The sequence below is a fragment of the Scytonema sp. NUACC21 genome (genome assembly GCF_054684315.1).
In genome coordinates this window covers 27,882-52,482 of sequence record NZ_BAAFZH010000071.1, presented here as the reverse complement: position 1 = coordinate 52,482, position 24,601 = coordinate 27,882, and the positions used below count along the sequence as shown (strand labels likewise).

Annotated in this window: 24 protein-coding genes and 4 pseudogenes; 11 read left to right on the top strand and 17 right to left on the bottom strand. The window is 41.9% G+C overall.

What is annotated here, in order from left to right; all coding sequences use genetic code 11:
- Positions 1-187: 187 nt before the first annotated feature.
- A complete protein-coding gene (locus ACYRY3_RS13460; protein ID WP_460202158.1) occupies positions 188-1,372 on the bottom strand; it encodes a pyridoxal phosphate-dependent aminotransferase in 1,185 nt (394 codons plus the stop codon).
- 26 nt (positions 1,373-1,398) lie between these two features.
- Positions 1,399-2,874, bottom strand: coding sequence for a hypothetical protein (locus tag ACYRY3_RS13455; RefSeq protein WP_460202157.1), 1,476 nt, complete (start codon positions 2,872-2,874; stop codon positions 1,399-1,401).
- Positions 2,875-3,224: 350 nt separating this feature from the next.
- Between ACYRY3_RS13455 and ACYRY3_RS13450 the strand changes: the two genes are divergently transcribed.
- The 7 genes and pseudogenes from ACYRY3_RS13450 (at position 3,225) to ACYRY3_RS13420 (ending at position 7,090) form a co-directional block, all read left to right on the top strand.
- On the top strand, positions 3,225-3,563 hold the full coding sequence (locus ACYRY3_RS13450; RefSeq protein WP_460202156.1) for a hypothetical protein: 339 nt from the start codon (positions 3,225-3,227) through the stop codon (positions 3,561-3,563).
- A 48-nt stretch (positions 3,564-3,611) separates the two neighbouring features.
- The gene (urtE, locus tag ACYRY3_RS13445; RefSeq protein WP_460202155.1) at positions 3,612-4,310 is read left to right on the top strand and encodes an urea ABC transporter ATP-binding subunit UrtE; all 699 of its coding nucleotides are present in this window, start codon (positions 3,612-3,614) and stop codon (positions 4,308-4,310) included.
- A 285-nt stretch (positions 4,311-4,595) separates the two neighbouring features.
- The gene (locus tag ACYRY3_RS13440; RefSeq protein WP_460202154.1) at positions 4,596-4,820 is read left to right on the top strand and encodes a hypothetical protein; all 225 of its coding nucleotides are present in this window, start codon (positions 4,596-4,598) and stop codon (positions 4,818-4,820) included.
- A complete protein-coding gene (locus ACYRY3_RS13435; protein WP_460202153.1) occupies positions 4,817-5,089 on the top strand; it encodes a PIN domain-containing protein in 273 nt (90 codons plus the stop codon). Before ACYRY3_RS13440 ends, ACYRY3_RS13435 begins: the two co-directional genes overlap by 4 nt.
- A 25-nt stretch (positions 5,090-5,114) precedes the next feature.
- Positions 5,115-5,159 (top strand): annotated as a pseudogene (locus ACYRY3_RS13430) (hypothetical protein); the annotation flags it as partial.
- A 15-nt stretch (positions 5,160-5,174) separates the two neighbouring features.
- Positions 5,175-6,359, top strand: coding sequence for a WD40 domain-containing protein (locus ACYRY3_RS13425; RefSeq protein WP_460202152.1), 1,185 nt, complete (start codon positions 5,175-5,177; stop codon positions 6,357-6,359).
- Between the two features lie 266 nt (positions 6,360-6,625).
- On the top strand, positions 6,626-7,090 hold the full coding sequence (locus ACYRY3_RS13420) for a hypothetical protein (RefSeq protein ID WP_460202151.1): 465 nt from the start codon (positions 6,626-6,628) through the stop codon (positions 7,088-7,090).
- 187 nt (positions 7,091-7,277) lie between these two features.
- Here the strand turns inward: ACYRY3_RS13420 and ACYRY3_RS13415 are convergent, their stop codons facing one another.
- From ACYRY3_RS13415 to ACYRY3_RS13360, 12 genes and pseudogenes are all read right to left on the bottom strand, one after another.
- The gene (locus ACYRY3_RS13415) at positions 7,278-7,673 is read right to left on the bottom strand and encodes a nuclear transport factor 2 family protein (RefSeq protein WP_460202150.1); all 396 of its coding nucleotides are present in this window, start codon (positions 7,671-7,673) and stop codon (positions 7,278-7,280) included.
- Between the two features lie 28 nt (positions 7,674-7,701).
- Complete coding sequence (locus ACYRY3_RS13410; RefSeq protein WP_460202149.1) at positions 7,702-8,709, bottom strand: zinc-binding dehydrogenase; 1,008 nt, start codon at positions 8,707-8,709, stop codon at positions 7,702-7,704.
- Positions 8,706-9,614 carry a DUF4437 domain-containing protein gene (locus ACYRY3_RS13405; RefSeq protein WP_460202148.1) on the bottom strand — a complete coding sequence of 303 codons (909 nt, stop codon included), beginning with the start codon at positions 9,612-9,614 and terminating at the stop codon, positions 8,706-8,708. Before ACYRY3_RS13405 ends, ACYRY3_RS13410 begins: the two co-directional genes overlap by 4 nt.
- Positions 9,615-9,727: 113 nt before the next feature.
- Positions 9,728-11,119 carry a histidine--tRNA ligase gene (gene hisS, locus ACYRY3_RS13400; RefSeq protein WP_460202147.1) on the bottom strand — a complete coding sequence of 464 codons (1,392 nt, stop codon included), beginning with the start codon at positions 11,117-11,119 and terminating at the stop codon, positions 9,728-9,730.
- A 447-nt stretch (positions 11,120-11,566) separates the two neighbouring features.
- Positions 11,567-11,929: an aspartyl protease gene (locus tag ACYRY3_RS13395; RefSeq protein ID WP_460202146.1), complete on the bottom strand. Its 363-nt coding sequence runs from the start codon at positions 11,927-11,929 to the stop codon at positions 11,567-11,569.
- A complete protein-coding gene (locus ACYRY3_RS13390) occupies positions 11,926-12,243 on the bottom strand; it encodes a hypothetical protein (protein WP_460202145.1) in 318 nt (105 codons plus the stop codon). The genes ACYRY3_RS13395 and ACYRY3_RS13390 overlap by 4 nt, the downstream gene beginning before the upstream one ends.
- Before the next feature lie 94 nt (positions 12,244-12,337).
- Positions 12,338-12,784 carry a DUF3598 family protein gene (locus ACYRY3_RS13385; protein ID WP_460202144.1) on the bottom strand — a complete coding sequence of 149 codons (447 nt, stop codon included), beginning with the start codon at positions 12,782-12,784 and terminating at the stop codon, positions 12,338-12,340.
- A 116-nt stretch (positions 12,785-12,900) separates the two neighbouring features.
- The gene (locus tag ACYRY3_RS13380; RefSeq protein WP_460202143.1) at positions 12,901-14,319 is read right to left on the bottom strand and encodes an aldehyde dehydrogenase family protein; all 1,419 of its coding nucleotides are present in this window, start codon (positions 14,317-14,319) and stop codon (positions 12,901-12,903) included.
- A gap of 60 nt (positions 14,320-14,379) precedes the next feature.
- Positions 14,380-14,562: pseudogene (locus ACYRY3_RS13375) on the bottom strand (nitrilase-related carbon-nitrogen hydrolase); the annotation flags it as partial.
- A gap of 139 nt (positions 14,563-14,701) precedes the next feature.
- Positions 14,702-15,106: a hypothetical protein gene (locus ACYRY3_RS13370; protein ID WP_460202142.1), complete on the bottom strand. Its 405-nt coding sequence runs from the start codon at positions 15,104-15,106 to the stop codon at positions 14,702-14,704.
- Positions 15,091-15,390, bottom strand: a pseudogene (locus ACYRY3_RS13365) (type III-B CRISPR-associated protein Cas10/Cmr2); the annotation flags it as partial. The pseudogene ACYRY3_RS13365 and the gene ACYRY3_RS13370, both read right to left, overlap by 16 nt.
- A 269-nt stretch (positions 15,391-15,659) precedes the next feature.
- On the bottom strand, positions 15,660-17,894 hold the full coding sequence (locus ACYRY3_RS13360; protein WP_460202141.1) for an EAL domain-containing protein: 2,235 nt from the start codon (positions 17,892-17,894) through the stop codon (positions 15,660-15,662).
- 121 nt (positions 17,895-18,015) lie between these two features.
- On the opposite strand from ACYRY3_RS13360, the gene ACYRY3_RS13355 reads away from it, so the two are divergent.
- From ACYRY3_RS13355 to ACYRY3_RS13345, 3 genes are all read left to right on the top strand, one after another.
- Complete coding sequence (locus tag ACYRY3_RS13355; RefSeq protein WP_460202140.1) at positions 18,016-18,150, top strand: hypothetical protein; 135 nt, start codon at positions 18,016-18,018, stop codon at positions 18,148-18,150.
- A 165-nt stretch (positions 18,151-18,315) separates the two neighbouring features.
- Positions 18,316-19,686: an AAA family ATPase gene (locus ACYRY3_RS13350; protein WP_460202139.1), complete on the top strand. Its 1,371-nt coding sequence runs from the start codon at positions 18,316-18,318 to the stop codon at positions 19,684-19,686.
- Positions 19,687-19,694: 8 nt separating this feature from the next.
- Complete coding sequence (locus ACYRY3_RS13345) at positions 19,695-20,003, top strand: hypothetical protein (protein ID WP_460202138.1); 309 nt, start codon at positions 19,695-19,697, stop codon at positions 20,001-20,003.
- A gap of 176 nt (positions 20,004-20,179) precedes the next feature.
- Here ACYRY3_RS13345 and ACYRY3_RS13340 read toward each other — a convergent pair whose 3' ends face one another.
- The 3 genes from ACYRY3_RS13340 to ACYRY3_RS13330 form a co-directional block, all read right to left on the bottom strand.
- The gene (locus ACYRY3_RS13340) at positions 20,180-21,691 is read right to left on the bottom strand and encodes an aldehyde dehydrogenase family protein (RefSeq protein WP_460202137.1); all 1,512 of its coding nucleotides are present in this window, start codon (positions 21,689-21,691) and stop codon (positions 20,180-20,182) included.
- Positions 21,692-21,843: 152 nt separating this feature from the next.
- The gene (locus ACYRY3_RS13335; RefSeq protein WP_460202136.1) at positions 21,844-22,854 is read right to left on the bottom strand and encodes an SDR family oxidoreductase; all 1,011 of its coding nucleotides are present in this window, start codon (positions 22,852-22,854) and stop codon (positions 21,844-21,846) included.
- A 59-nt stretch (positions 22,855-22,913) separates the two neighbouring features.
- The gene (locus ACYRY3_RS13330; RefSeq protein ID WP_460202135.1) at positions 22,914-23,477 is read right to left on the bottom strand and encodes a type 1 glutamine amidotransferase domain-containing protein; all 564 of its coding nucleotides are present in this window, start codon (positions 23,475-23,477) and stop codon (positions 22,914-22,916) included.
- Between the two features lie 567 nt (positions 23,478-24,044).
- Between ACYRY3_RS13330 and ACYRY3_RS13325 the strand changes: the two are divergent.
- Positions 24,045-24,473, top strand: a pseudogene (locus ACYRY3_RS13325) (ATP-binding cassette domain-containing protein); the annotation flags it as partial.
- Between the last annotated feature and the right edge of the window lie 128 nt (positions 24,474-24,601).

Sequence of the window (24,601 nt, the reverse complement as noted above, 5' to 3'; positions counted from 1 at the left end):
TGGAAAGAGGTTACCAATAAGCCAAGGAAATGTTAATTGGCGTTTTAAATAGTTGTGGCTTTATGGGTTTGTTCACCCACAGTCGGTGCGGAATGTGGGTTTTAACTTGTCATCAATGCTGACTAGTACAATTCCTTCAACCAACGCAAAAATTAAACCTAAGTAAGAAAAGCGATACCCTATTAATTTATAAAGCATCAAGAGCTTTGCTTAGCTTATCCAAATGGTCTATCAATATGTCATCTTCATGACAACAACAGACACGAATCCAAGGGTCTTCACGAACACTGAATAAACAACCAGGAACAACATTAATTCCCTGTGCTAATAATTCTTTAAAAAGAAACCAGCTATTCTTGGAATAATTTATTTTAAGAAAAATATAAAAACAAGCCTCTGGTTCTATAAATTCGGTAATTGAAGAACATTTTGAAAATCTATGCGAAGCAAGTTTAACCTTATTACGAAATATCTGTGAAATAAATGACATCAGGTGAGGCGTATTGAGATATTTCATAATTGCTTTATTCGCAATTAGAGGCGCATTCCCGTCAGAAAATGAATAAGTGTTTGAAAATGTCTCGATTAGTTCCGGGTGGGCAACTATATATCCAAGTCGAAAGCCTGCTAGTAGATACGTTTTTGATAAACTTAAAATACGTATTACTACTGGACTATCTAAGTAAAATTTTTGATGATAATTTAAGTTGAAAGGAATATCACACGCTTCATCAAGAATAATATATGCTCCAACTTCTTCACAGGTAGCTATTATCTTAAATAAAACATTATCTGGAATATAAATTCCAGTTGGATTATTAGGGTTTGTTAAATAGATTACGGAGTCAGATTTGATATGCGGTAGAACTTCATCAAGCGTTATTTGAAAAGTTTTAGTGTCTTTAGGGATAATAGTAGTGAGTGTACCTCCTAATCTTTCTAAAACATTACGTACTTGACCCGCCAGAAGAGGATAGGTAGGGACGATTTCAATAATATGAGTTTTTTTTCTTGTCAAACAATCTAAAACCAATGAGAAACCACGAAGCGCCCCTGATACAATCATAACATTCTCAACTGTGTAAGAAATTCCTGTTCGCTGTTTTTCAAGCTGAGAGAATGCTTCTCTAAGATTTTTATCTCCTGCCTGTTGTTGATAGTCTGCTTGCCATAACTGCCTGCCCTCAACAAATTCATTTTGAGCTTCCAACTCAGAACCAAATATACTAGGAGAAGGCATACCCATTCCCATATCAATACAATTTGGATATTCCTCTATTGCTTTCCAGTATCTTAGAAATAAACTTTGAATATTTACATTTTTTGTATCTTCCGAATCTATAGTAGATAAATGTAGAATTGTGTTATTCATTATTTATGTTATTAGTTTATTGTACTTTAAGTAGATATTTTAATATAAATAATTTGAGAATTTCCGTCAACTATTTGTTGTTGTAGGTTTAAGCCTCGCTGCTCGTATTTTCTCAGAATTAGCTTAATTGCTTTGTTTTTTTCGTCTAAATCGTGCAGTATACTACACGTCCCTTGATTAATACTCTGTCTTGCAAAGCTAACTGACACTTGTTTTAGTTGGCCTCCTTGTTGCTGCAAAGCAGAAATAAAATTATTAGAATTACAAAGTGCGTATAGAGAGTTTCTACTATTATTGTCTCCATAAACGTAGTAAAATTCTCTATCTTCAGGTTGAGTAAGTTTATTCTGAGTAGGCTCTATTTCAACCTGCAGCAGAAATGTAATAGCAATAATTTGAGGTTCGCTAGTTATATATTTATTCATATCTTCTTCTTTCCAAAAGTATCTTTTTATAATTTCCTCCTTCTTTTTTCCTCTTTCATCGTCTCCTACATTATTTAATTTTTGCGATTTTTCATATTCAAATACTGCATCATAACAGTTTTCTTCAATTTCAACGGAAATTAGTTGGTCTTGACTCAACGTGAAAAGATTAGATAAGCTCCCGGCTTGAGACTTTTGAGGAACTGCATAGATAGATTGTCTTTTACTATTTTTTTTATACACATAGTAACACGCTATTTCAGTGTTACCTTGCTCTTTAATTTTTAGTTTCATATATGAATTTAGATAGATTCCTGAATCTTTATTCCACAACTCTTCAAATTTTTTTACACAGTATCTACCAAATGTAGTCACTGTAGAGAGTTTAAGATTAGGGGCTTCATCAGAACGTCTATTTACAGGAAAAAAACTGACATATGCTTCTTTACCCCAACTATGCATTGCTATTGTTGGATTAGCATCATATAGCTTAATTTGCAATTTATTAGGGTTATTAATTTCTGTCTCTAATTGATAAAAACGAGCTAGTGTTTTCTCAATCGATTCTGGAACATTGACAGGAGGATTTACTTTACTAAGTTCATCAGCACGTTGTCTTGCAGCATCTGAGTCAGGATGGATGAAAAGTAACTGCACCTTTGACCCATCTTTTAAAGCTTTTTTAATTGCTTCAGAAAATTCCCAAAAAAGTTTGTCTTCAGTAGCTAACTTTGTAAATGTTTCTAATATGTAAATATTCTTAGCTTGAGCAGATTTGATATCTTGAATAAATTGCTCAAGGGGCAGATCTGGAATTTCGGATATACCAAATACTTGTTTAATAGTTTCATCAAGAACCCAGTAAACACCAATAGAGCCTACAATTCCAGGTATTAAGTCAGACAATATTTTATTAGGTACAGTAGTTAAATAAATTTTTGTAAAAGGAATTTTAAAAGAAACTTTGTTGTTAGAATCAACAGTTAAAAAAATACTAAAAATACAACCAATAAACAAGGACAACATTGCTAATAACAAGCTTTTCTTCAACTTATAAAGCAGTTCTGTAAATCTCATTTACTATTGGCTCCTTAATTTACACTTCCAGAAATCGTAAGAAAAGTTTCACATTATATAAATTAAACTAGTAGTAGGTCAGGATATTTATTAAATAAGTTAAACCACATTTAATTTGCTCCTGAAAATTTCCTGTATCTTCGGCTAGCTGACACCTGAGTATCATATAAAATAACCCTTACCTGGAACTACATGGGGAAACTATTAATTCCCGAATTTCGGTGAAATAATTCCGCTTGTGGAGGCTCTAGCCTATCCTTCCGCAACTGAATTAACTCTGTAAACGGGCTGTAGACAACCAAGCAACTACTCTTGTAGTCTATAAACAAGGTATACAAGCTGTCTACGAAATGGCAAGCAAAGTAATTTCATTCCGCTTTGGCTCGGCTGAACTTGAGGCATTGCAAGCGCTACAACTTCCAGAAGATGAATCGATAAATCAAACAGCTGCAATATTACTCAGGGGTCTAATTGACACGTCTACGGTAGTGTCTACAAGTGTAGACATCAAAGAATTGGTGAGGCAGGAAGTGTTAGCAACGATCGCTCCTTTTCGCCGTGAGGTAGAGGTAGGTTGGGTTTCGTTCCTCAACCCAACAATTCAATTCAATGTTGGATTCAGCAATACCAATCAAGAGGAGCGATCTGGTGGGCATTGCCCACCCTACACAATACATTTGGCGATTTAAGATTTACTTTATAAATGACCTCTTAAACTTGATACTCAAAACCTTTCGATGTTGCAAATCTCTGACCTTAACGTTTACTACGGCGAAAGCCACATTCTACGTAATGTAGATTTGAGCGTTCAAATGGGGCAAATGGTATGCCTTATTGGACGCAATGGTGTAGGTAAAACAACCCTCCTCAAAACAATAATGGGGTTACTCAAACCCCGCAGTGGTACAATAACCTTTGCCGGAGGAGCGATAAATTCAAAATCTCCAGACCGAAGGGCAAAACTGGGAATTGGTTACGTTCCCCAAGGACGAGAAATTATTTCCCGTTTGACAGTAAAAGAAAATCTCCTGTTGGGACTAGAAGCAAGACCCAGTAGGAGAAAAAATCCAGAAATTCCCGAGGAAATTTTTAGCCTATTTCCCGTGTTGAAATCGATGCTTTCGCGGATGGGTGGCGACTTAAGTGGTGGACAGCAACAACAACTCGCTATTGCTCGTGCTTTGATGGGGCAACCCCAATTACTCTTATTAGATGAGCCTACCGAAGGTATCCAACCTTCAATTATCTTGGAAATTGAAGCTGCAGTCCGTGGCATAGTTGCTACCACTGGTATTTCTGTTTTGTTAGTAGAGCAACATTTACATTTTGTCCGCCAAGCTGATTACTATTACGCAATGCAAAAAGGCGGTATTGTAGCTTGTGGTTCCACCAATGAACTGAGCCAGGATGTGATTCAAAGGTTTTTAGCTGTTTGATGGAATTATCATATTGTGGAAGGTCAGTGTCGATTTGGCAACACCACCCGCCTGATTAAACAGGGCAATAATGCGGCATTGCTTGTCTGAAGTTAACACTGGCTTTCGTTCCATTAAGATACGTTAACGTTGGGTCAACCGACTCGGTTTTAGTTCCCAGTTTATTGAAGTGTATCAGATGAAGAGAAGTTCTAGGGGAGGAGAGGAGAGCGAACCTCAAACCTTATCTGCCTAAATTAAAATACAGTTAGCACAGTTGGGGTTTAGTTTAGAGGAGCTTAATTGATGAATTTACAAGAAATTATTAATTATATTAATAGTTTACCCACAGAAGAGCAAGACTATTTATTTGAGTTTCTGCGAAAAAAAAAGGAGGAATCTAGAGGAGATAAATTTTGGCAGGGATTACAAAAATTTAGAAAGGCAATCCAAAGTGAGAAGATTATTTTTACCGATGAGGATTTCGCTGATTTACGAGATACTAGTGTAGGCAGAGAAATTAATTTATGAGTTTGAAATTCTTATTGGATACCAATATTCTCTCTGAGCTAGCCCGACCTATTCCTAATGCCAATGTTTTACACAAACTAGATATTCATAAGTCTGAAATTGCTGTTTCTAGTGTTGTTGTTCATGAAATTCTACATGGGTGTTTGCGGTTGCCAGAATCTAAGCGACGAGAGTATCTTAGGAATTATATTTATGAGTCAGTATTAAATTTACCAGTATTTGATTATGATTTAAAGGCAGCGCCAACTCAACACCCTCTCTGGGCATAATAGTTCTGTCAGAAGCGTAGCGTGGAGTGCTGATGGCAAACAGCTTGCTTCCGGCAGTGATGACAAAACTATCAAAATCTGGGATGTGGCAACGGGCAAAGAACTCAAAACCCTCTCTGAGCATAGCCGTTCTGTCTGGGGCGTAGCGTGGAGTGCTGATGGCAAACAGCTTGCTTCCGGCAGTGATGACAACACCATCAAAATCTGGAATGTGGCAACGGGCAAAGAACTCAAAACCCTCATTGGGCATGGCTATTATGTCTATAGCGTAGCGTGGAGTGCTGATGGCAAACAGCTTGCTTCCGGCAGTGATGACAACACCATCAAAATCTGGGATGTGGCAACGGGCAAAGAATTCAAAACCCTCTCTGGGCATAGCAGTAATGTCAATAGCGTAGCGTGGAGTGCTGATGGCAAACAGCTTGCTTCTGGCAGTGATGACAAAAACACCAAACTCTGGGACGCGGCAACGGGCAAACAACTTAAAACCCTCATTGGGCATAGCCGTTCTGTTAATAGTGTGGCATGGAGTGCTGATGGCAAACAGCTTGCTTCCGGCAGTTCAGACAACACCGTGATTTTATGGGATTTGGATTTAGATAATTTAATTGGAGATGCTTGCAATTTGCTCAATAATTATCTAATTGCCAATCCTGAAACATTGGAAGAATTAGAAAAATGTCAAACTCCTTCTTTACGAGAGAAAGCAGCTGAGGTGTTGGTTATACAAGGTGAAAAACTGGCGCGACAAGATAGTATCGACACTGCTGTTAAGAAGTTCCGCAAAGCACAACAGTGGAACTCTAGCTTAAAATTTGACGTAGAGGCAAAAGCAAAAGAGTTTGCCAACAAAGGACAGGCTGAAAATTTGGTTGACAATGGACGGCAGTTAGCAAAAGAAGGAAAAGTCAAGGATGCTATTGCAGCTTACAATAAAGCGCAGCAACTCGATTCAAAGATTGCAATCGATGCAGAATCTTGGGTATCGCTCTGTTGGGATGGTAGCTTACATCGTCGTGCAGCTGATGTCATGTTTGCCTGTGAAAAAGCTGTAAAACTTGACCCTAAAAATGGATATATTCTTAATAGCCGTGGTCTTGCTAGGGCACTTACAGGAAATGCTCGAGGAGCGATCGAGGATTTTGAGGTATGCATTGCCCAACTTGAAGATAAGGAGTTAAAATCGCAACGGCAACAGTGGGTAAAAGCTTTACGTGCTGGTCAAAATCCTTTTACAGATGCAGAACTGAAGAAGTTATTGGGTTATTAGAGTATTGGTAAAGCTATGCCTATGGTTCAAGTAAGATGAATGGTTGGTTGGGTTGAATGGCAGCTAAACTGAACAAATAACCGATTATGTTGGGTTTCGTTCCTCAACCCAACCTACGGTTGTTGATGCTGCCAATCGATTGTGTTGGGTTTCGTTCCTCAACCCAACCTACGGTTGTTGGTGCTGCCTACCGATTGTGTTGCCTATCCCACAAGTAACTCAAAACTGCTAGTATGTTAAAGTCGCTGCTCAAATCCTTGCTGTAGATGAACCTACCATTAGATGAAGCGCTTTCCAAAGAAATAGCCCAAAGTATAAAAAGCAAGGCGAAAACTCCCTTTGATAATGCTTACAAAGCAGCCTTGGCAACTGAAGGAGCAACATACGTGCAAGGTTTTCTGGCTTTTGCTGGCAAACCTTACAAACCCATAGAACACGCTTGGATTGAATTGGGCGATCGCATTGTTGACCCCACACTACCCCATCTCAAGCAAAGTAGCGAAGGGCTTTGCTACTTTCCAGCACAGCGACTGACCGTAAAGAAACTGAAAGCGATAATAGAAGAATCTGAAGAAGATTATCCAGAGGACGACCCCCTCCCCATCTATGGCGATCCTCCCTACGACTATTACGGAGACGTGATGCTTGGTGGTAAAGATTACCAAGCAGCTTATCAAGCAGCAGAGGCGAAGTGTAAAGAACTCAACCAACGCAAAGCCGAAAGTAATTAGATTCTGGATTGTATACTGTTTCTCATTTGTATCAAATATCCCCGATTGTAAGGGCGCAATGCCTTGCGCCCCTACATTTACATTGCATCCATTCGAGAATCGCGATAAACTTCGGATCTATGATGCTCTTGTGGGATGGGCGTCTCGCTTGTCCTTGCGCGATCGCAGAGAAATTTAATAATATAAATCAATTTGATTTCCCATCGCTACCAAAGTACTCGCGATAGCTGCAAATTTTATCTCCACGGATATCAAAAGAAACAGCAACCCGATTTTTGTAAGTTTCTCCAAATAACTCACCCTCATCCCGAAATTCAAACACGACCGTTGTCTCATTGCTGGTAACTCGGTCTAGAGTCACAGCAAGCCCGTCTTTGACAGCTTCAGAAACATATTGAAAAAACTCTCTTGCTTTTTCTTTCCCGGTATGAAATCCGTGATATTTCCCCATTGGAAACCAAAAGCTAAAATCTTCGGTAACCATATCTAAAAACTGGCTCCAATCCCCTGTAGCTAGACCATGCTTAAAGTGTTCAAATGCTTGATACGCAACTTTTAAAGTATTTTCCGAATTGTCTGTCATTTTATAAGTGTAAGGCAATTCTTGCTTGCTAAAATCCAACAACAACTTTACCGCAATTCTGACCGCTCAAGAGATATTCAACCGCAGATGGTACAGATTCTACACCATGAAACTGGGTTGGATCGACGGCGACTTTTAGTTTGTTGGTGTAAAACAGGTTTAACAATCGCTCTCGTGCTTCAACCATATATTCTTGATAATGGGGCATTAAAAATCCCCTCACCGAAGCCGCTTTCCAAAACAACTTTTGATAAATTCGCGGTTGCGTTACTTGTTCTATATTCTTGGCATACTCGGAAATAAAGCCAACTACAACCAAGCGTCCCCGAACTGCCAAATTATCCACGCAAGTATCGAAAACCTGTTTCCCAACACAATCAAAAACGAGGTTAACACCATTAGGGTATTCTTGCTTGAGAACTTGATTGAGGTCTTCTCTACGATAGTTGATAATGCGATCGCAGCCCAGTTCTCTGAGTAACTCCCCTTTAGCATCGGAACCGTAAGTCCCAATCACGTGGTTTCCCGCCAGCTTCGCCAACTGCACGGCAATATGACCGGTTCCACCACCTGCGGCTGTCACGAGAACAACCTCGTGGGTGTTCATTTCCCCCGCTTGTTCCAAAGCAACCAAAGCTGATACACCAGTAGGCATCAAGGTGAGAACCTCTGGTGTTGCAGCACGGACTTTAAAAGCAAGATTGGCATTGATTGCTTGGTACTCGCGATATCCTCCACCACGTATGGTGGTAACAACAGCATCACCGATTTGAAAATCTTGGACACCATCTCCCACCGCGACAACTTCTCCCACCGCTTCTACACCCAAATCAAAAGGAGGAGTTAAGTTAACATAGGGAACTTCGCCACGGCAAAGTAAAGTATCAAACCCAGCGTTGACACCTGCAAATTTGTTGCGAATGACAATTTCGTGAGATGCAGGTTCGGGAATGGGAAGTTCTATAATTTCAATTGCCAAGCTAAAATCTTGAGCAAACTGTTTGGCGACTAGCTTTTTATAGGTCTTTGAAATCATACATCTTCAGGTGCATACGACAAAACTGTTCCAACCTTTGATAAATCCCTATCAACCCTAATGAAGAATAAGCAGCCATCATCTGTTCTGTGCCAAGGAGAGGTGGTAAAGCTAGGGACATAGCCAAAATAATCCTTCACAAATCGGTGCGTTCCTATGTCACAGTAGCCAGCTAGGCAATACCCTTCCTCGTTATAACATTGTATTTCTGGGTATCTGCCGTCATAATGTGGCAAGATAGCAAGCAACCATGTTCCACCCCCGTTATCATCTTTCCTTAGATATTTCTTTTTTGCTACCTCAAATTGAACTGTCTCTGTCTTACCCCACGGTAACAACTTACTGTCCAATGCTGGAATAAAGTCACCAAGCCTAGCATTTGCAAAATCTTTTTGTACGTTTTTATACTGAAAAGGAACAGAACCGTTCTCCATCCAAAGTATTTCTGCTTCTTTATCACCTAGCACTTTCCAAGGTCCAACTTTGACTCCTGCGGGGATAAAGGAGTAACCGTGCTTGGTGAGTTGCCAATCGCCCAGTTGGATTGCACCCTGAAGCACGAAAATCTCCAAATCTGCTGTAAATATGCCAGACGGTGCTTCAAACTGGGACGGAAGCACTACTCTTGAAGTAGATGCACCACAGTTGTGCCAAGTTAGCAATCTACGTTTTCCAGGTATCACGTTTTCTGGCATTCCAACTATATGCCAGCCATCTTCTTCTGGAACTGCATTTGTGTCAAAGTATTGGTACTGACGGGGTACGTACTCCTTAGAAATAGCTGTGCGCCTTCCTGATAAATTCATACGCCCTCTACCGTCTCCACCCCAGTCCTCTCGCATGGGGGCTACGTGCAAAAAGTCATCTTCCTCTGTCTTGGGTGCGGGATTTTGTTGATTTTCCATTTAGCTAAAGACTTACACGTTCAAGGTTAAATGCTATGGGTTTTTCTTCACTGCTTTACAGGAGACAAACAATGAGAGACGCAAAATTTCACGTCTCTACATAATATATAAATTTAAGAATCCAATCTACGTTTAATCTCCTCAGCTAAACTTTCCAGAGGAACTTCTATTTGCTCTCTTGTTTTCAAATCCTTAAGAGATGCCTTTTGTGCTGCTGCTTCATCAGAACCAATAATGACACAAAATTGAATTCCTTGCTTTTCAGCCCATTGGAATTGTTTGCCTAAAGGTCGCTGCTCAAAATTGGTAACAACATTAATTCCTGCTTTCCGCAACTTTTGAGACACCTTCAAATAAACCGGCATCAAATCATCTTGCATATTCACCACTACCACCTGGGTTGGAGTAGCAGCAAGTGGGTTTAAAATACCAGCTTTTAATAAACGACTGATTAAGCGAGTCAAGCCAATGGAAATACCCACTCCCGGCATTTTCTCACCTAAAAAGACCCCGACTAATTCCTCATATCTTCCACCAGAACAAATACTTCCCAGTGCTTCATGTCCGACTAAACTGGTTTCGTAAACTGTCCCTGTATAGTAATCAAGACCGCGAGCAATTGATAAATCAATACAGAAACGATTTTCACTAACTCCCAAATTGCGAACGCCAGAAATCACCGTTTCTAATTCCGTAATTCCCAAACCAAATTCTTCAGCTTCTGGTTTAGTTTGAACCAAGTACTTGAGTTTATAAAGCACTTCATTTACGGTGCCTTTAATATTAATAAAGTCGATAATTTTTTGAGTTTGTTCTGCTAAGATTCCCTCTTTTTCTAATTCTTGCTTAACCTTAGCTTCACCAACTTTTTCCAAAGTATCAATAATTCCAATACAAGACTTAATTTTCTCTGCCTCTACCCCCACCGATTTAAAGAAACCCGTAAGAATTTTACGATTATTGATGCGAATCAGGAAATCACCAATGTTAACAGCTTCAAATATCTCCGAAATGATAGCAGGCATCTGAGCATCGTAAAGTAAGCTGAGTTCGCGACGCCCTACCACATCAATATCACATTGCCTGAACTGGCGGAAACGACCATCTTTTGCCCTTTCGCCACGAAATACAATGTCCATCTGGTAGCGGGCAAAGGGAAAGGTCAAATCATTTAAGTGACGGGCAATATATGCTGCCAAGGGAACTGTTTGGTCAAATTTTAACGCTCTTGCTTCCGAACCCGTTTCACCAGCTTTATCTTTTTCTGCTTGGCGATTTGGCGGCAAGATGGGGTTAATTCCATATATAATATTATCACCTTGATTGCCTTTTGCCTGCAAAACTTCCAATCTTTCTACTGCGGGCGTTTCTATGGGTGTAAAACCATAGCTTTCATAAACCTTCCGGATAATATCAAGTAAATAGACCTCTAAACGTTTTTCACTAGGAAGAAATTCAGGAAACCCGCTAGGAGTAGAGAAGTTTATTTTGTCACTTTTTGCCATGTCTTGACCTTAAAATAGATTTTCGATTGAGATTAAACAATATATAGCTATCTTAAATCATTCTGGCATTTCTAAATAACGTGGGCAGGGCTATACTTTACAAAAACTAGATATGGTGGGCAGTGCCCACCCTACGTGTTTTTCAAAAATCAAATAAGGTTATTATATAATAGGTAATAATCGTAAAGCTTTCCAGTTATTAGAGTGCCAATACAGTAGTCAAAAGAGGAGCACAAAATACATTTTCTCTCTGCTGTCACCTTTGATATGTCGTGAATGTAGAGACGGGCTATGGCGCATCTCTACAAAAAACTAGGCTGTTTATGATTTATATACCGATGCTCTAAGAATATATATATAGGATTTTTCAGGTCATTGCAGTAGGGGCGAACGGTTGTTCGCCCTGACAACAATCTGTACTTATTAAGTTGCAATTTGCTATAAATTTTATTCTCCCAAGGTTAACAATCCCGACGGCATATCTACTACCAAACGTCGATTTTTTAGCCATTGACGCCCAAGTAACACTTCCGTTAATCCTTCACCAACATGAACGGGAATATCAAATGCCTGTCCGTCTATCCGCACCTTTCCGGCGTAAATATCAAATGTGGCTTCTCCCTTTGCCATGAGCATATCTCGCTTACCTAAATAAAGCCATTCAAGACCGTCTAAATCTTGCTTGTCAATTGCTAACCAGCCTGAAAAACCAGTATCAAGCATTGCATCAACAGGAAGTTCTACGTCACCAGTAATTAAATGAATTTCACAGAATAACTCCTCTCCACTACCAAACCAGCCCTCAATCATATTGTTCCCGATACCCCTGTTTCATTGATCCTAAAGAGGAAGAAGGGGGCATTCGGGTGCTTCTGCCGCGACATATTCATCACAGTTATTTCATCTTTGTCGATGAAGTAGTCTCCACTCTCCGGTTCAACTACCATATACCAGTTGTAGTGTGTTTTGATTAACTCTGGCTGAACTCGGTCAAAAATGACTTTGCATCGTTGATGAAATGCTTGCTTTTCGGCTCTCCATTGGGCTATTTGTTCTTCTGTCCACTGAATTTCAGGGAATATTCTTCCCCTGCGTGCTGTGCGAGTGGGTTTAGCTTCTGTCATAGCTACTTCGACCTTTAACTAAAAGGAACTATTGTTTGATTGTTGCGTATTTCCCCACTTTTTGCACGCTTAATGGGGAAAGGTTTTACGAGTTTTACCGCAACCGTTCTTCTTGAATTAGAGTGCGCTGGAAGAGTTGATAGTTCTTAAACCATTGCCAAACACGGGAACGATAGTTATTGCAGGGACTGAGATTAATCATTTCATATAAGTACATATCCGGAGCACCCTTATATGAAAACCACAAAATCACTGTTGCGTCGTCAATTTCCCAGGCTTTTCCATTAATGCGTTCCGTATCAAACCACAGCGTTTTGTCTCGATAAGTTCCAGGAAATTGGTGTTCTTCCTGTTTACCATTAGACCATTTATAACGATTAATTTGATAGTAGGGATAAGAACCATCTTCTGGAAACTGACAGGTCAAATGGGACTCATGCTTGTCTGTAATGTTTCCATGTACATCAACGACTGTATAAGTCCCCACCCAGTCTCCTTCATGGCGGGCAAGCACAGGCATTTCTTCTCGAATAACAGACATGACAACACTCCTTTGACTTGAAATTGTAGATTGTGAAATTGTTTTACCAACCACCAACCACTCACTACCAACAACTAGCTACTAACCACTAACCACTAACCACCAACCACCAACCCCTATTTTTTATCAAACCACCAAGGATCGCTACTAGAATCTGTTTTCACCAAAAATGCTTTTTTCCGCATAAATCGTGTCAGCCCTGCCAGTCCCATGCGCGATCCACCTAAACCAGAGTACTTGAAGGAATTTTTCTCCCCTTCATGCATCACAGCCGTAAGAGCCGCATCATTAATACTAATAGCACCTGCCTCTATTTGACGGGCAACGTCGATCGCTTCTGCTTCCGACCCTGCAAAAACTGCTGCACTTAACCCATAAATAGAGTCGTTTGCCAAAGTAATTGCTGCTTCCACTGTAGCAAAGGACATGACGGGCATGATGGGACCAAATGTTTCTTCAGTCATAACTTTCATAGAATGGTTGACTTGAGTGAGAACTGTAGGCAGGCACCACCAACCTCCACCATGATTCTCAATTTCACCGCCACAGTGAAGCATTGCTCCTAGTTCTGCTGCATCTAACAGATGGTCGCTGATTATTGCTGCTTGTCGTTCTGCAATAATAGGCCCAATTTCTCCACTGTCTGCGGTAGGATAAGCTAACCTAAGACGTTGCGCTTTGTCTACAAGTTGTTTGACGAAGGGTTCTACAATCGCTTCGGCTACATAAATCCGCTCTATTGAGAGACATGACTGTCCGGTGTTTACCACAGAACCCCATAAAATTGCTGATGTTGCCAAGTCCAAATCGGCAGATTCCAGAACAATGGCTGGGTCTTTTCCTCCCAATTCCAAGAAAGCGGGTATAAAGCGTTTAGCTGCAGCTTCGGCGACTTTGCGTCCTGTGGCTACGCTCCCGGTAAAGCATATCAAGTCTACATTTTCTATCAGGGCTGCTCCTGTTTCTCCGGCTCCCTCTACAAAAGTTAATACGTCTCGTAATTTTGGAATGTTGTTCAGCGCTGCTAAAAGTGGTGCGGTAAACCGAGGCGCAATTTCGCTGGGTTTGACAATGACAGCGCAACCCGCTAGCAATGCAGGAATGGTATCAATTGTTGAGAGCAATAGGGGGAAATTCCACGGGCTAATGACACCTACTAAAGGATAGGGAACTGCTGTTTGTTGGAGGTGGATAAAAGGAATTGCCGTATTTTTTTGGGATTCTTGGAGCAAATCTGGTGCTATTTTACACCAACGGTCAAGACCGGAAAGAAATGAGTCAATTTCCATGATTGATATTGATAATCGTCCCGTATCATTGACCAAGGCTTCAGTCAGTTTCTCCCGCCCGGATATTATCGCTTGCTTCCACTCCTGCAGGGCTTCAATTCTGCCTTCTATACCAAGCTGTTGCCAAATTTTTTGCGATCGCCGCAAGCGACTGCATTGTTGTGCGAGTAGCTTTGGTGGTGGCGGTATAATCACATAATCAAATTTACCAGTCCGGGGGTTGCGGACTTCTATAGGTTTGGACATAAATGAATTTAGCTAATTGCTAGTTGCTAATTGCTGATTGACAATTGCCATTAGCATACGTTAGATAACTCCCAGTTTAGCCAAGCGCTCTATAGTTTCTTGCTGTGTCTGGATAAAATGTTTGCGGTCTACCTCTTTATCCAGCATGGTGTTTGCTGGGTAGAAGTGCGACTGACAATAACTTTGTGCGTAGAGTTCCAAGCGCTGGCGGGAAAGTAAATTATTTAACCCTGGGCGACGGCGCGTCTCTTCACACGTGATTTTTTACACATTAACCTTAACTGAACTGTATTGCATCTTGTACCTTCTCAATAAGGCTAATGACCAATGACAAATGACTAAGGACGACCCTCACCAGTTACTTTTTGTCTTACCGACCTACTTACCAAATTTTTGTAAATTGACTGTCATCTTTGAGAAAACTCAAAAATTTTTCTGTTTCTGAAGATTTATCGGGGAAAATAGTGAGCAATTCTACATAACCTTCTCCCCTGACTTTTTCACCCTTATCATTAGTTACAAAATGCGGATACATTCTTTTATTAATTAATAGTGATGTCGCTCCTTGTCCCTTGAGCTTAATTTGCAATAGTTGATTAGTGCGATCGCTAACCTCGACATTTTGAAAATGTCCGTAACCAGCACTGACTCTAGAACCAAGTCCATTGGCTAATGCTCTTTTCCAAATTGTTTTAATTTTCTCCCATTCTGAATAATCTAACTCTTGGATACTGGAAATCCCGAATTGTAAGGTAGTTTGATAAAGAGATAAATCCAGTTGCGACACACTGAGAGAATATTTTGCCAAGCTGTTAATAATACCTCCCGTGTCATCTCTTCGGTAAAATTACCTTTAATTAAAATCCGGTTCGGCATTCCTTTTTGTACATTGATGTTAGCAGGGGAAATGACTTGGACATCAGCTAGGTTATCTGCTGCTAGGACTATCTGCTGGCTGAGATAGGACAAAATTAACGACGCACCAAACAAGTCCCTCAACTTCCGCGATTTCTCGATAAATGTTTGCACGGGTGCAAAGGTAATTGCCGTATAGATTGCTTCATCAGTCATACTCTTAACTTAAATTGGTAAATCACCTGAAGTTATATCCAGCACAAAAATTGTATAATGAGTAACTTGAAAGCTACCCAAAAATACTTATTTCCTTTATCTGTGTAACGATACGTAAATGGAGTTGGTCTTCAGCCTATGGGCTTGTAGTACTTAGTATTGCAGAAATGACTGCAACTGAACCCGTTAGTTATGCGAATGACGAAAAATCTTTGTTGGTTGGGCTTTGTAATCGTGGCTTGAAGAAGAGCTTGACATTTTGCACTTTCTCAATCAGGAGTGGTGGGCAGTGCCCACCCAGCATTCTCACAATCCATCTGCACCACACAATTTCTCCCTTGTGCCTTCGCCTGGTAAAGTCCCTGGTCAGCAGCAGCAATTAAGGTTGCGCTTGATGATTGGCTGTGAGGAATAATGGTAGCCACGCCAAGACTGAGGGTGATGAATTGACTGACCGGAGAATTTGGATAAGACAGTTGCAATGCACTCATATTAGTTTGAATCTCTCTTGCAACTGCAATTGCCTCTTCGATACCAGTATTCGGCAAAATGACTGCGAACTCTTCTCCACCATACCGAGCAACTAAATCAGCAGGGTGTTTAACTGTCTGAGAGATTGCTTTAGCAACCTGTCTGAGTGCATCATCTCCTGCTAGATGTCCATAGGTATCGTTGTAAAGCTTAAAGCAATCAACATCACACAAAATCAAAGATAGGGAGCCTTGTTCTCGTGCCAACCTTTGCCACTCTGCTTTAAGTATGTCATCAAAGCAGCGCCGATTTGCCACTTGGGTTAAACCATCCGACGAAGCAAGGCGCTGTAATTCCTGGTTTGCTTGCTGTAGTTTGTGGTAAAGTTCCGATTGGTGAATGGCGATCGCCGCTTGAGCTGCGAGTTGGTTAAACAAGTTAATTTCCGATTGCTGCCATTGTCTGCTGTGACTGCATTGATGGGCGATTAATAGTCCCCACAAACGCTCTTGCTGCAAGATGGGTACTATCAGGTTTGCCCGGACATGCAAACCCCGGAGGAGTTCAACATGACACGGCGCTAGTCTCGCAGTTTCAATGTCTTCAATTGCTCTACTATTACCTTGTTGGTAGTAATCTGCATGGGTAGATTGAAAGCACGTGTCCATCACGTGGAATCCAAGAATCGATATGCAATCTTTTGCTAGGGATTCTACAGCGACAAACCCACTCCAGTCTGGCTCAAACTGATAGATTACCACTCGGTCTACCTCAAACAGTTGCCGTACCTCATCTGCCGTAGTTTGCAGGATATCGTCTAACTCCAATGATTGTCGGATGCGCTGTGTTACAGCAGCTACAATTCGCTCAGACTCGCTTTGGTGTTGGACGCGATGTTCAATCGGCTTACAAGATACCGATGCTACAGTTAAAGAGATGGTCTCAAAGTGAGGAGTTGCGGTAGCAGGCACTTCACTGGGTTTAGCAATCAAATAACCTTGAGCAAAGGTTGCTCCTCGTTCTCGCAGCCAGTTGAGTTCTTCAATGCACTCAATCCCTTCAGCGACAGTCCGAATATTTAACTTTTGAGTAATTTCTAAAAGCTTCTCGGTAATTGAGGCTTTGTACAGGTCTTGATGCACGTCTCGAATTAACCCCATGTCTAACTTAATAAAGTCTGGTCGTAACTGATGGAGCAAATTCAAGCTAGAATAACCAGAACCGAGGTCATCAAGAGCAATTAAAAAACCAGCATCTCGGTAGTACTGAAGTACTCCTTTCAGGTGGTCTAAATCTTGAGGATTGTCTGACTCCAAAACTTCAAAGACAATCCGCTCATGGGAAATGCCTGCTCGATCGATTGCATCTACTGTAGTACGCAGGCAAGAAACCGGGTCATAAAGCGCCGTTGGCGAACAATTGATGAAGATTTGTCCCCGCACCTGATGGCGGCTGGCTTGCGAGATCGCACTCAGGCGAGCAATTCGGTCGAGTTGTGGCAAAAGACCAGACTCCGTTGCTAACTCCAGGATTTGTCCCGGCAGTACTAAATTGCCTTGTTCGTCTAGTCCCCGCAAAAGGGATTCGTAACCATAAATTTGGGATGTATCGTGAATAGAGACGATTGGTTGAAAGTGACTGGTGAACCTTTCTGTTGCCAGCATATCAACCAGCCAGTCGGACTGGCTCAACTTAATAAAGCGTTGCAGTGAGGCGATGTCACTAAAGTCCTGAAGTTGAGGTTGGATAGCACCTCGAATGAAAAGAACTTGTGTCTCTCTTAATTCTCTCGGTGCAAGTAGTTGAGCCAGGTTACGAGCAATTTCTTGGGTCTGTCCTGCTCTACACTCCAAACTCAGACCCGGTCGCTCGTGCATCAGTTCATACTCAAGTTTCAATTGCTGGAGATAGGAGGTGACTTTTTTCAGAGTATGTGGGACGGGGAACCAGAGAAAGAGCCTGCCTGCTTCCTTTCGGCAGCGTACAACATTCTTACAACGACAAGTCTTGAATATAGGAGATGTTTGCTCCATAAATAGTTACCTTGCTCAACCCGATTTACTTTAGTATTCCCCCCAATCTTCTTGTAATAAATAAACTCCTCTTTAAATATATAAAGATTTGATGATTCCAGGAAACTAGGCTTACCAACATATGCTAAATTTTAAGTTTTGGAATCGTCTCAGTTTACTCCAGATGTCAGAATTGATGAACGCTGGGAAAAATGCAGATTTTCCGTTTGTCGGTAGAGGAGCCGCTTGTGATGCAATGGAGCAATATTTGAATTAGCGTTATATAATGTGGGGTGGCGATCGCGAAGCTAATAGCCTGGAATTGAGCTACAGAGATACAGAAGATACCACAGAAAGCATCTCTGTGCTTCCCGAACTTTGCAGAAGAAGATAGAGGTTACAATCAAGGTCATGAAACCAATGCCTGTAGGACTCAATAACTATGAGAATTAAACAAATTTCCGTCAAAGGCTTATTTGGCATTTTTGACCATGTCATTCCATTGAACATGCATGAACGTATCACTATCATTCATGGTCCAAATGGTTTTGGAAAAACCGCAATATTAAGAATTCTAAATTGTTTCTTTAACTCCCGATATTCAGAAATAAAAAAAATTGCGTTTAGAAGTTTTAAAGTTGAGTTTGATGATAGCAGTAGCGTAGAAATTATAAAAAACTCAGATGGTGAAAAAGATGGAGATACGAATAATATTGTTTTCTATTTCGAGCGGCATAATTTAGAAAAAGAGGAATTTTATCCTAACTCACTAAAGATTCGTTCTGACATAGACATTCCTATTAGTAGTATTTTAGATGATTTGATACCAGGATTAGAACGTATAAGCCCACGCAAATGGTTATATATTTCTACAGAAGAAACACTTTCTTTAGAAGAAGTTATAGATCGTTTTGAAAATTTCTTGCCTTCAGATTATAAAGAATCACGAGAAGAGCCTGAGTGGTTAGAAAAAATAAAGAGCAATATTCATATTCGCCTTATTGAATCACAACGTTTGCTTAACTTTGTTCCTAAACGTTCTTCCAGAATAAATCGTACAACACATCCAATGTTATCAACTGTAGCAGCCTATTCTGATGAACTTGCTAAGCTGATGCAAGATAAATTTAAGGAATATGGTACAATATCTCAATCTCTTGATAGAACTTTTCCTGTACGAGTAGTGAAGCAACAGCCATCTTCAGATTTAACAGATGAACAGCTTCGTTATCAACTAAACAGTCTTGAGGAAACGCGCTCTCATCTTATAGAAGTAGGTCTTTTAGATAAGGATGAAGATTCAGAATTTCAAATCCAGCCTCAAGATATCGATGAAAGCACGAAAAATGCTTTGTCGGTATATGTTGAGGATGTTGAAAAAAAGCTGAGTGTTTTTGCTGAAATAGCTGATAAAATTGAGTTATTAAGGACAATTATTAATAACAAATTTGCTTATTCCTACAAAGAGATAAGCTTTAGTAAGGATAAGGGATTTGTTTTTGCAACACATTATAACTCCCCATTATCCAATACAAAAACTCTTTCGCCGACCCATTTATCATCTGGCGAGCAACATGAGTTAGTCCTTCTCTATGAACTGTTATTTAAAGTCCAACCTAACTCTCTAGTCTTGATTGATGAACCCGAGCTATCTCTTCATGTAGGATGGCAAATTCAGTTTCTAAAAGACTTACAAGAAATTATAAAGCTTACAGATTTAGATGTTCTAATGGCTACTCATTCACCAGATATCATTCAAGACCGCTGGGATTTAACGGTTGAACTCAAAGGGCTACAGATGAGCTTAAACTAATTCGAGAGGTGAAAAATAAATCTCAAGCCTTCTCGTTAAAAGATGAATATCTGCAACAACGGTTAATGAGCCAGAAAAACAACAGCCATGACCCCTGGCAAGTTTGCTGCGGTCATGACCTCGTCGAACTTCTATCACTCGGCTTACGCAAAGCGATTGGCTCTAATAAATCTGTTGACATTGAACCTAACAGTCTTGAGCGTAATTTACGGCTTGCCTATGAAGAAGTTTACTTTTGTAGGACAAATCTCTACTTAGATATCTGCGCCTGGGAAAGTAATAATCAGCCATTGAGAGTTTTACGCAATGAGGTTTAACGCTGGTTTGGATAGCATCTTGACGGATTTGGCATTCTCCCCACCCTGGTTTACGCCTGAGGAACGCTAATTTTTAGCTGAATACAAGGGTACTGAAGTACTACAAACTATCCCCATTCACGCTCGAAATAGTTTGTTTGCTGTAGCTTGCTGTGTTAGTTACTCCTGGTACGCCTTTAAAATAAGTATGTGCGCGGGTTATGTTGGACTGTAATCCAGTGGTCGGTAGTAAACTCCTGGATAATCCAATCGCCGCCAAAGCGTCCTACACCACTATTCTTCTCGCCACCAAAGGGAGCGTTCGGTAGGTCATTTACCGTTTGATCGTTAATATGCGTCATCCCTACTTGCATCTGCATTGCAAAGCGCAGTCCACGTCCCTCATCGCGGCTAAACACCGCACTCGATAAGCCGTACTCGGTGTCGTTCGCCACTTGTAATGCTTCCGCTTCATTGCGAACTTTAATAATTGGAGCAACGGGTCCGAATAACTCCTCACGCGCAACTGACATCTGATTGTTGACATCCACAAAGACGTGGGGTGGTAGCATCAGTCCATCGGGTTCACCACCAAGCAGTTGACGAGCACCTTCTTGACGCGCTTCTTGAATGTGCTTGAGCAGTGACTTTAACTGAGCTTCATTGATGATGGGACCTATAATCGTATCCGGGTCATTGGGGTCACCTATTTTCAGATGGCGAACGCGATCGACAAACCGATCCACAAACTCGTCATGGACACGCTCATCAACAATCAAGCGATTTGTACCCATGCAAATTTGACCTTGGTTTAAGAACTTGCCAAATACGGCAGCGTTTACAGCCAGGTCGAGGTCGGCGTCATCTAAAACGACAAGGGGGCTATTACCGCCTAGTTCTAAGGAAACACGTTTCATCATGGGGCTGGACATCGCCAGCTCACCAATATGCCGACCAGCCTTGGTCGATCCTGTAAAGGTAATGACACGCGGTATGGGGTGGCTCACAAAGGCATCCCCGATCTCACGGGCAGGACCCGCAACAACGCTAAGTACGCCGGGTGGAAGCCCTGCTTCCTCATATATTTTGGCAAGTAACAAACCTCCAGAAATGGGGGTATTGGAGGGTGGTTTCAAGACAACCGCGTTTCCCAACGCAAGGGCAGGAGCAACCGAACGATTGGCAAGATGCAGTGCAAAGTCCCAAGGACTAACCACGCCCACTACACCCACTGGGCGTCGATAGACCCTACTTTCTTTACCCGGTATGTCGGACGGGAGCAGGCGACCCTCGGCGCGATAGGGAGCAGAAACGACCTGTTCCATCAAATCGCGAGCTGCTTTCCATTCCACTATCGCCTTGGCACGCGGGCTACCTGCTTCACGAATTAACCACAAGATAATTTCTTCCCGACGGGCTTCCATGATTTCAACCCCACGGCGCATGACAGTTGCTCGCTCACTGGGCAATGCCCCTGCCCACGCCACTTGAGCACGCTGGGCTTCTTGATAAGCTGTTTCGATGTCACGCATATCCGCTGCCGGAATTTCTGCGATCGCGGTTTGGCGGTACGGATCGATGGGGCGCAGTTTATGTTCAGAGCGACCTGTGACCCAATGCCCACCAATAAATAGCCTATCGAATCCCGTGTAGGGAGCAGGTGGATTGGGAGCTGAGTTAGTCCTTCGGCTTGGGATTGTTGTCGTCATAGAAAAAGCCTCTTTATGGGTTTGAGTTTGGGTCCTGCTTGTATAAGTTTGTACTCAATCCAAGGTATCTTGTGGTAACATAATCAGCTATGGTTTGTTCTTGTAGCTGCGATCGCTGTTCGCAATGCTCAATGCAATATCCATCAGTACCATCAGACAACAGATGTTGCAAGCCACCAGATAGCTATGCCCAGACTAGCTACAGTCACAGTTGTAAGAAGTGGGTGCTTCGTTGCCTTCACATATAAGCTATTCGAGCGAATCCATCCCTGATGCGTTCCTCTCTCGTGCATGCCATAGCCAGCCCGATAGAGTGCATTGTCCTCTCGGTCTCGCGAGGGGCGATCGGACTGCTGGGAAGGAAACATCCATATCTCCATCAACTTGTCCATCAAGCGTGGAGATATACCACCCAGCACGGCGAAGAACTTAGCCTGAAAGCCAACAAACATATCCCGTTTTGGATGCTCTGCTGAGTACAAAATTGCTTCAGCTACTGCCTCCGGTGGATATATCATGCCGCGATGGGCGGGTTGCTTGGGCATATAGCTGCGGGCGTGCTCGTTATAGGGAGTGTCAATCCGTCCGGGGTGAATCAACGTTACTGAGATAGGAGCCTTTTGTGCCTCTAGCTCCATCCGAAGAGCATCCGTCCAGCCGTGAAGTGCGTGTTTTGAAGCTGAATAGGTTGACTGAACTGGTGTTGCCCGGTCTCCAAAAAAGCTGCCGATGTTGATAAGTGCCCCGGTACCTCCCCGCTCTTTAAAGTGCTTGACGGCAACACGCGAGCCGTAAACGGTTCCCCAAAAGTTGGTATCGAACATCCGCTTCATGTCCGGTATCGAAACGTCTTGGCAAAGACCGAAGATAGATACACCCGCGTTGTTGACCCAGGTATCAAAACTTCCAAAAGAGGCGATCGCTGCCTCAGCAATACGATTAACGTCTTCTTCGCACCCTACATCAGCAACGACATAAATAGCCTGTCCACCTTTGCTATTAATCTCGTCTACAAGTTGACGGAGGGCGTCCTCATTACGAGCCGCAAGGACAAGCTTTGCATTTTTTTGTGCTGCCATTCTAGCGGTCACTAAGCCAATTCCGCTGGAGGCACCGGTAATGACAATGACTTGGTTTTGGAGGGGTTTGAGTGAAATAGACATGATTTCTAAACTTTAAACAAAATTGCAACCTACAAACAGAGCCGTTGTAGAAATATCAATTAACGCGAGCCAGATGCCGTCGGTGTGAATTGTGCAAATAGATTCAACATTTCCCTATTGAATGCAGGGAGGTCATCTGGTTGACGACTCGTGACCCAATTTCCATCTACGACCACTTCCCGATCTACCCAGTTACCGCCTGCGTTACGAATGTCATCTTGAATCGTGAAATAACTGGTTAAAGTACGTCCTTGAACCAAGTTAGCAGATACCAATTCCCATGCAGCGTGACAAATGACAGCGAAGGGTTTACCTGCTTGCTGCATTTGCTGTAGGAAGAATTGCACTTTTGGTTCCATTCTTAGGGTATCGGCATTCAGTGCGCCACCAGGTAACAACACTGCATCGTATTCGTTTGGTTGTGCTTCATCAAGAACGCGATCGACACTTACGGCCGTTCCTTTATCGTGATGCCTAAACGCTTGGATTTGTCCCGATTTGGTTGAGAGAATTTCAACCCTTGCGCCGGCTTCTTTGAGTACCCGCACGGGTTCTGTGAGTTCGGATTCTTCAAACCCATCTGTTGCCAATACTGCAACTCGTAAATTTGATAAGTTAGGCATGATAATCTCCTCCTTTTGATTGATGAATGAGCCAATGTAAAATGAGATGCTCTCAAGAGCAATTATTTTGTTTCGCTAAAATTGTTTGTTAATTTCCAAGATGGAATCAATGCGAGCTTTCATTGTGGTTTGTGCTGATTCAGTGATGCCTTGAGCAGATGAATACAGACCCCTTTAGCTTATGGTTTGCTTTCTTGTTTCAACCTTTGTCCTAAGGCAGATATTCTAGTTTAGTTATTATTGATAATGTTATTTAGATGACAATGATTTGGAGTTATAGTTTCACTCTCTTTTAGAGATAAGTGTCTTTAGGAAGAGATTGCCAACTATTTTTTGTGTTTGAATTGGCTCATGGCTATGTGTACTGAAGCAGTAGCTGGCATATAAGGAGAAACAATGTCAGGAAGTACGTCAAACTCAGAAATGCAATACCGAGTTCTTGGGAGTACAGGAGAGAGAGTTTCTGCCATCGGGCTGGGTGGTTGGCACATCGGCTTGAAGCACGTTGATGAGGAATTGGGTATACGTATTGTTCGCACAGCCATCGATCGCGGCATCACCTTTATGGATAACAGAGAAATGGGTGCTTTTGTGCGTAATGTGCCCCTCAAACCGCTTAAAGATAAGATATTTACTATGTTTCCCAAACTAGGCAGCCGCCGCCACCAAAGAGCTGGAACCCTCTCAGGTGGGGAACGTCAAATGTTAGCAATGGGCAAAGCCTTGATGTTAGAACCCAGTTTGTTACTACTTGATGAACCGTCTGCTGCTTTGTCTCCCATCCTTGTCACACAGGTGTTTGAGCAGATTAAAGAAATCAATCGCTCTGGGACGGCAATTGTACTTGTAGAGCAAAATGCCCGTAAAGCTTTGGAAATGGCACATCGGGGTTATGTACTGGAGTCCGGGCGCGATGCTATCTCCGGTCCTGGTTTGGAATTGTTGAACGATCCCAAAGTCGGCGAACTTTATCTGGGGGCAGGCAAGGGGCACTAACCACCAACCACTAACTACTAACCACTAATCACTAACAATTAACAATTCTTTAAACCGTAAGACGCTAACTCTCGCATCCTTTCAGAATCTGGTATGTTCCAGCCAACAGCCAAACTGTTGTGAGTTGG

Coding starts and splice junctions, on each gene's coding strand:
- ACYRY3_RS13460 (WP_460202158.1), bottom strand. CDS start 1,372: ATGAATAACACAATTCTACATTTATCTACTATAGATTCGGAAGATACA.
- ACYRY3_RS13455 (WP_460202157.1), bottom strand. CDS start 2,874: ATGAGATTTACAGAACTGCTTTATAAGTTGAAGAAAAGCTTGTTATTA.
- ACYRY3_RS13450 (WP_460202156.1), top strand. CDS start 3,225: ATGGCAAGCAAAGTAATTTCATTCCGCTTTGGCTCGGCTGAACTTGAG.
- urtE (WP_460202155.1), top strand. CDS start 3,612: ATGTTGCAAATCTCTGACCTTAACGTTTACTACGGCGAAAGCCACATT.
- ACYRY3_RS13440 (WP_460202154.1), top strand. CDS start 4,596: ATGAATTTACAAGAAATTATTAATTATATTAATAGTTTACCCACAGAA.
- ACYRY3_RS13435 (WP_460202153.1), top strand. CDS start 4,817: ATGAGTTTGAAATTCTTATTGGATACCAATATTCTCTCTGAGCTAGCC.
- ACYRY3_RS13420 (WP_460202151.1), top strand. CDS start 6,626: ATGAACCTACCATTAGATGAAGCGCTTTCCAAAGAAATAGCCCAAAGT.
- ACYRY3_RS13415 (WP_460202150.1), bottom strand. CDS start 7,673: ATGACAGACAATTCGGAAAATACTTTAAAAGTTGCGTATCAAGCATTT.
- ACYRY3_RS13410 (WP_460202149.1), bottom strand. CDS start 8,709: ATGATTTCAAAGACCTATAAAAAGCTAGTCGCCAAACAGTTTGCTCAA.
- ACYRY3_RS13405 (WP_460202148.1), bottom strand. CDS start 9,614: ATGGAAAATCAACAAAATCCCGCACCCAAGACAGAGGAAGATGACTTT.
- hisS (WP_460202147.1), bottom strand. CDS start 11,119: ATGGCAAAAAGTGACAAAATAAACTTCTCTACTCCTAGCGGGTTTCCT.
- ACYRY3_RS13395 (WP_460202146.1), bottom strand. CDS start 11,929: ATGATTGAGGGCTGGTTTGGTAGTGGAGAGGAGTTATTCTGTGAAATT.
- ACYRY3_RS13390 (WP_460202145.1), bottom strand. CDS start 12,243: ATGACAGAAGCTAAACCCACTCGCACAGCACGCAGGGGAAGAATATTC.
- ACYRY3_RS13385 (WP_460202144.1), bottom strand. CDS start 12,784: ATGTCTGTTATTCGAGAAGAAATGCCTGTGCTTGCCCGCCATGAAGGA.
- ACYRY3_RS13380 (WP_460202143.1), bottom strand. CDS start 14,319: ATGTCCAAACCTATAGAAGTCCGCAACCCCCGGACTGGTAAATTTGAT.
- ACYRY3_RS13360 (WP_460202141.1), bottom strand. CDS start 17,894: ATGGAGCAAACATCTCCTATATTCAAGACTTGTCGTTGTAAGAATGTT.
- ACYRY3_RS13355 (WP_460202140.1), top strand. CDS start 18,016: ATGCTAAATTTTAAGTTTTGGAATCGTCTCAGTTTACTCCAGATGTCA.
- ACYRY3_RS13350 (WP_460202139.1), top strand. CDS start 18,316: ATGAGAATTAAACAAATTTCCGTCAAAGGCTTATTTGGCATTTTTGAC.
- ACYRY3_RS13340 (WP_460202137.1), bottom strand. CDS start 21,691: ATGACGACAACAATCCCAAGCCGAAGGACTAACTCAGCTCCCAATCCA.
- ACYRY3_RS13335 (WP_460202136.1), bottom strand. CDS start 22,854: ATGTCTATTTCACTCAAACCCCTCCAAAACCAAGTCATTGTCATTACC.
- ACYRY3_RS13330 (WP_460202135.1), bottom strand. CDS start 23,477: ATGCCTAACTTATCAAATTTACGAGTTGCAGTATTGGCAACAGATGGG.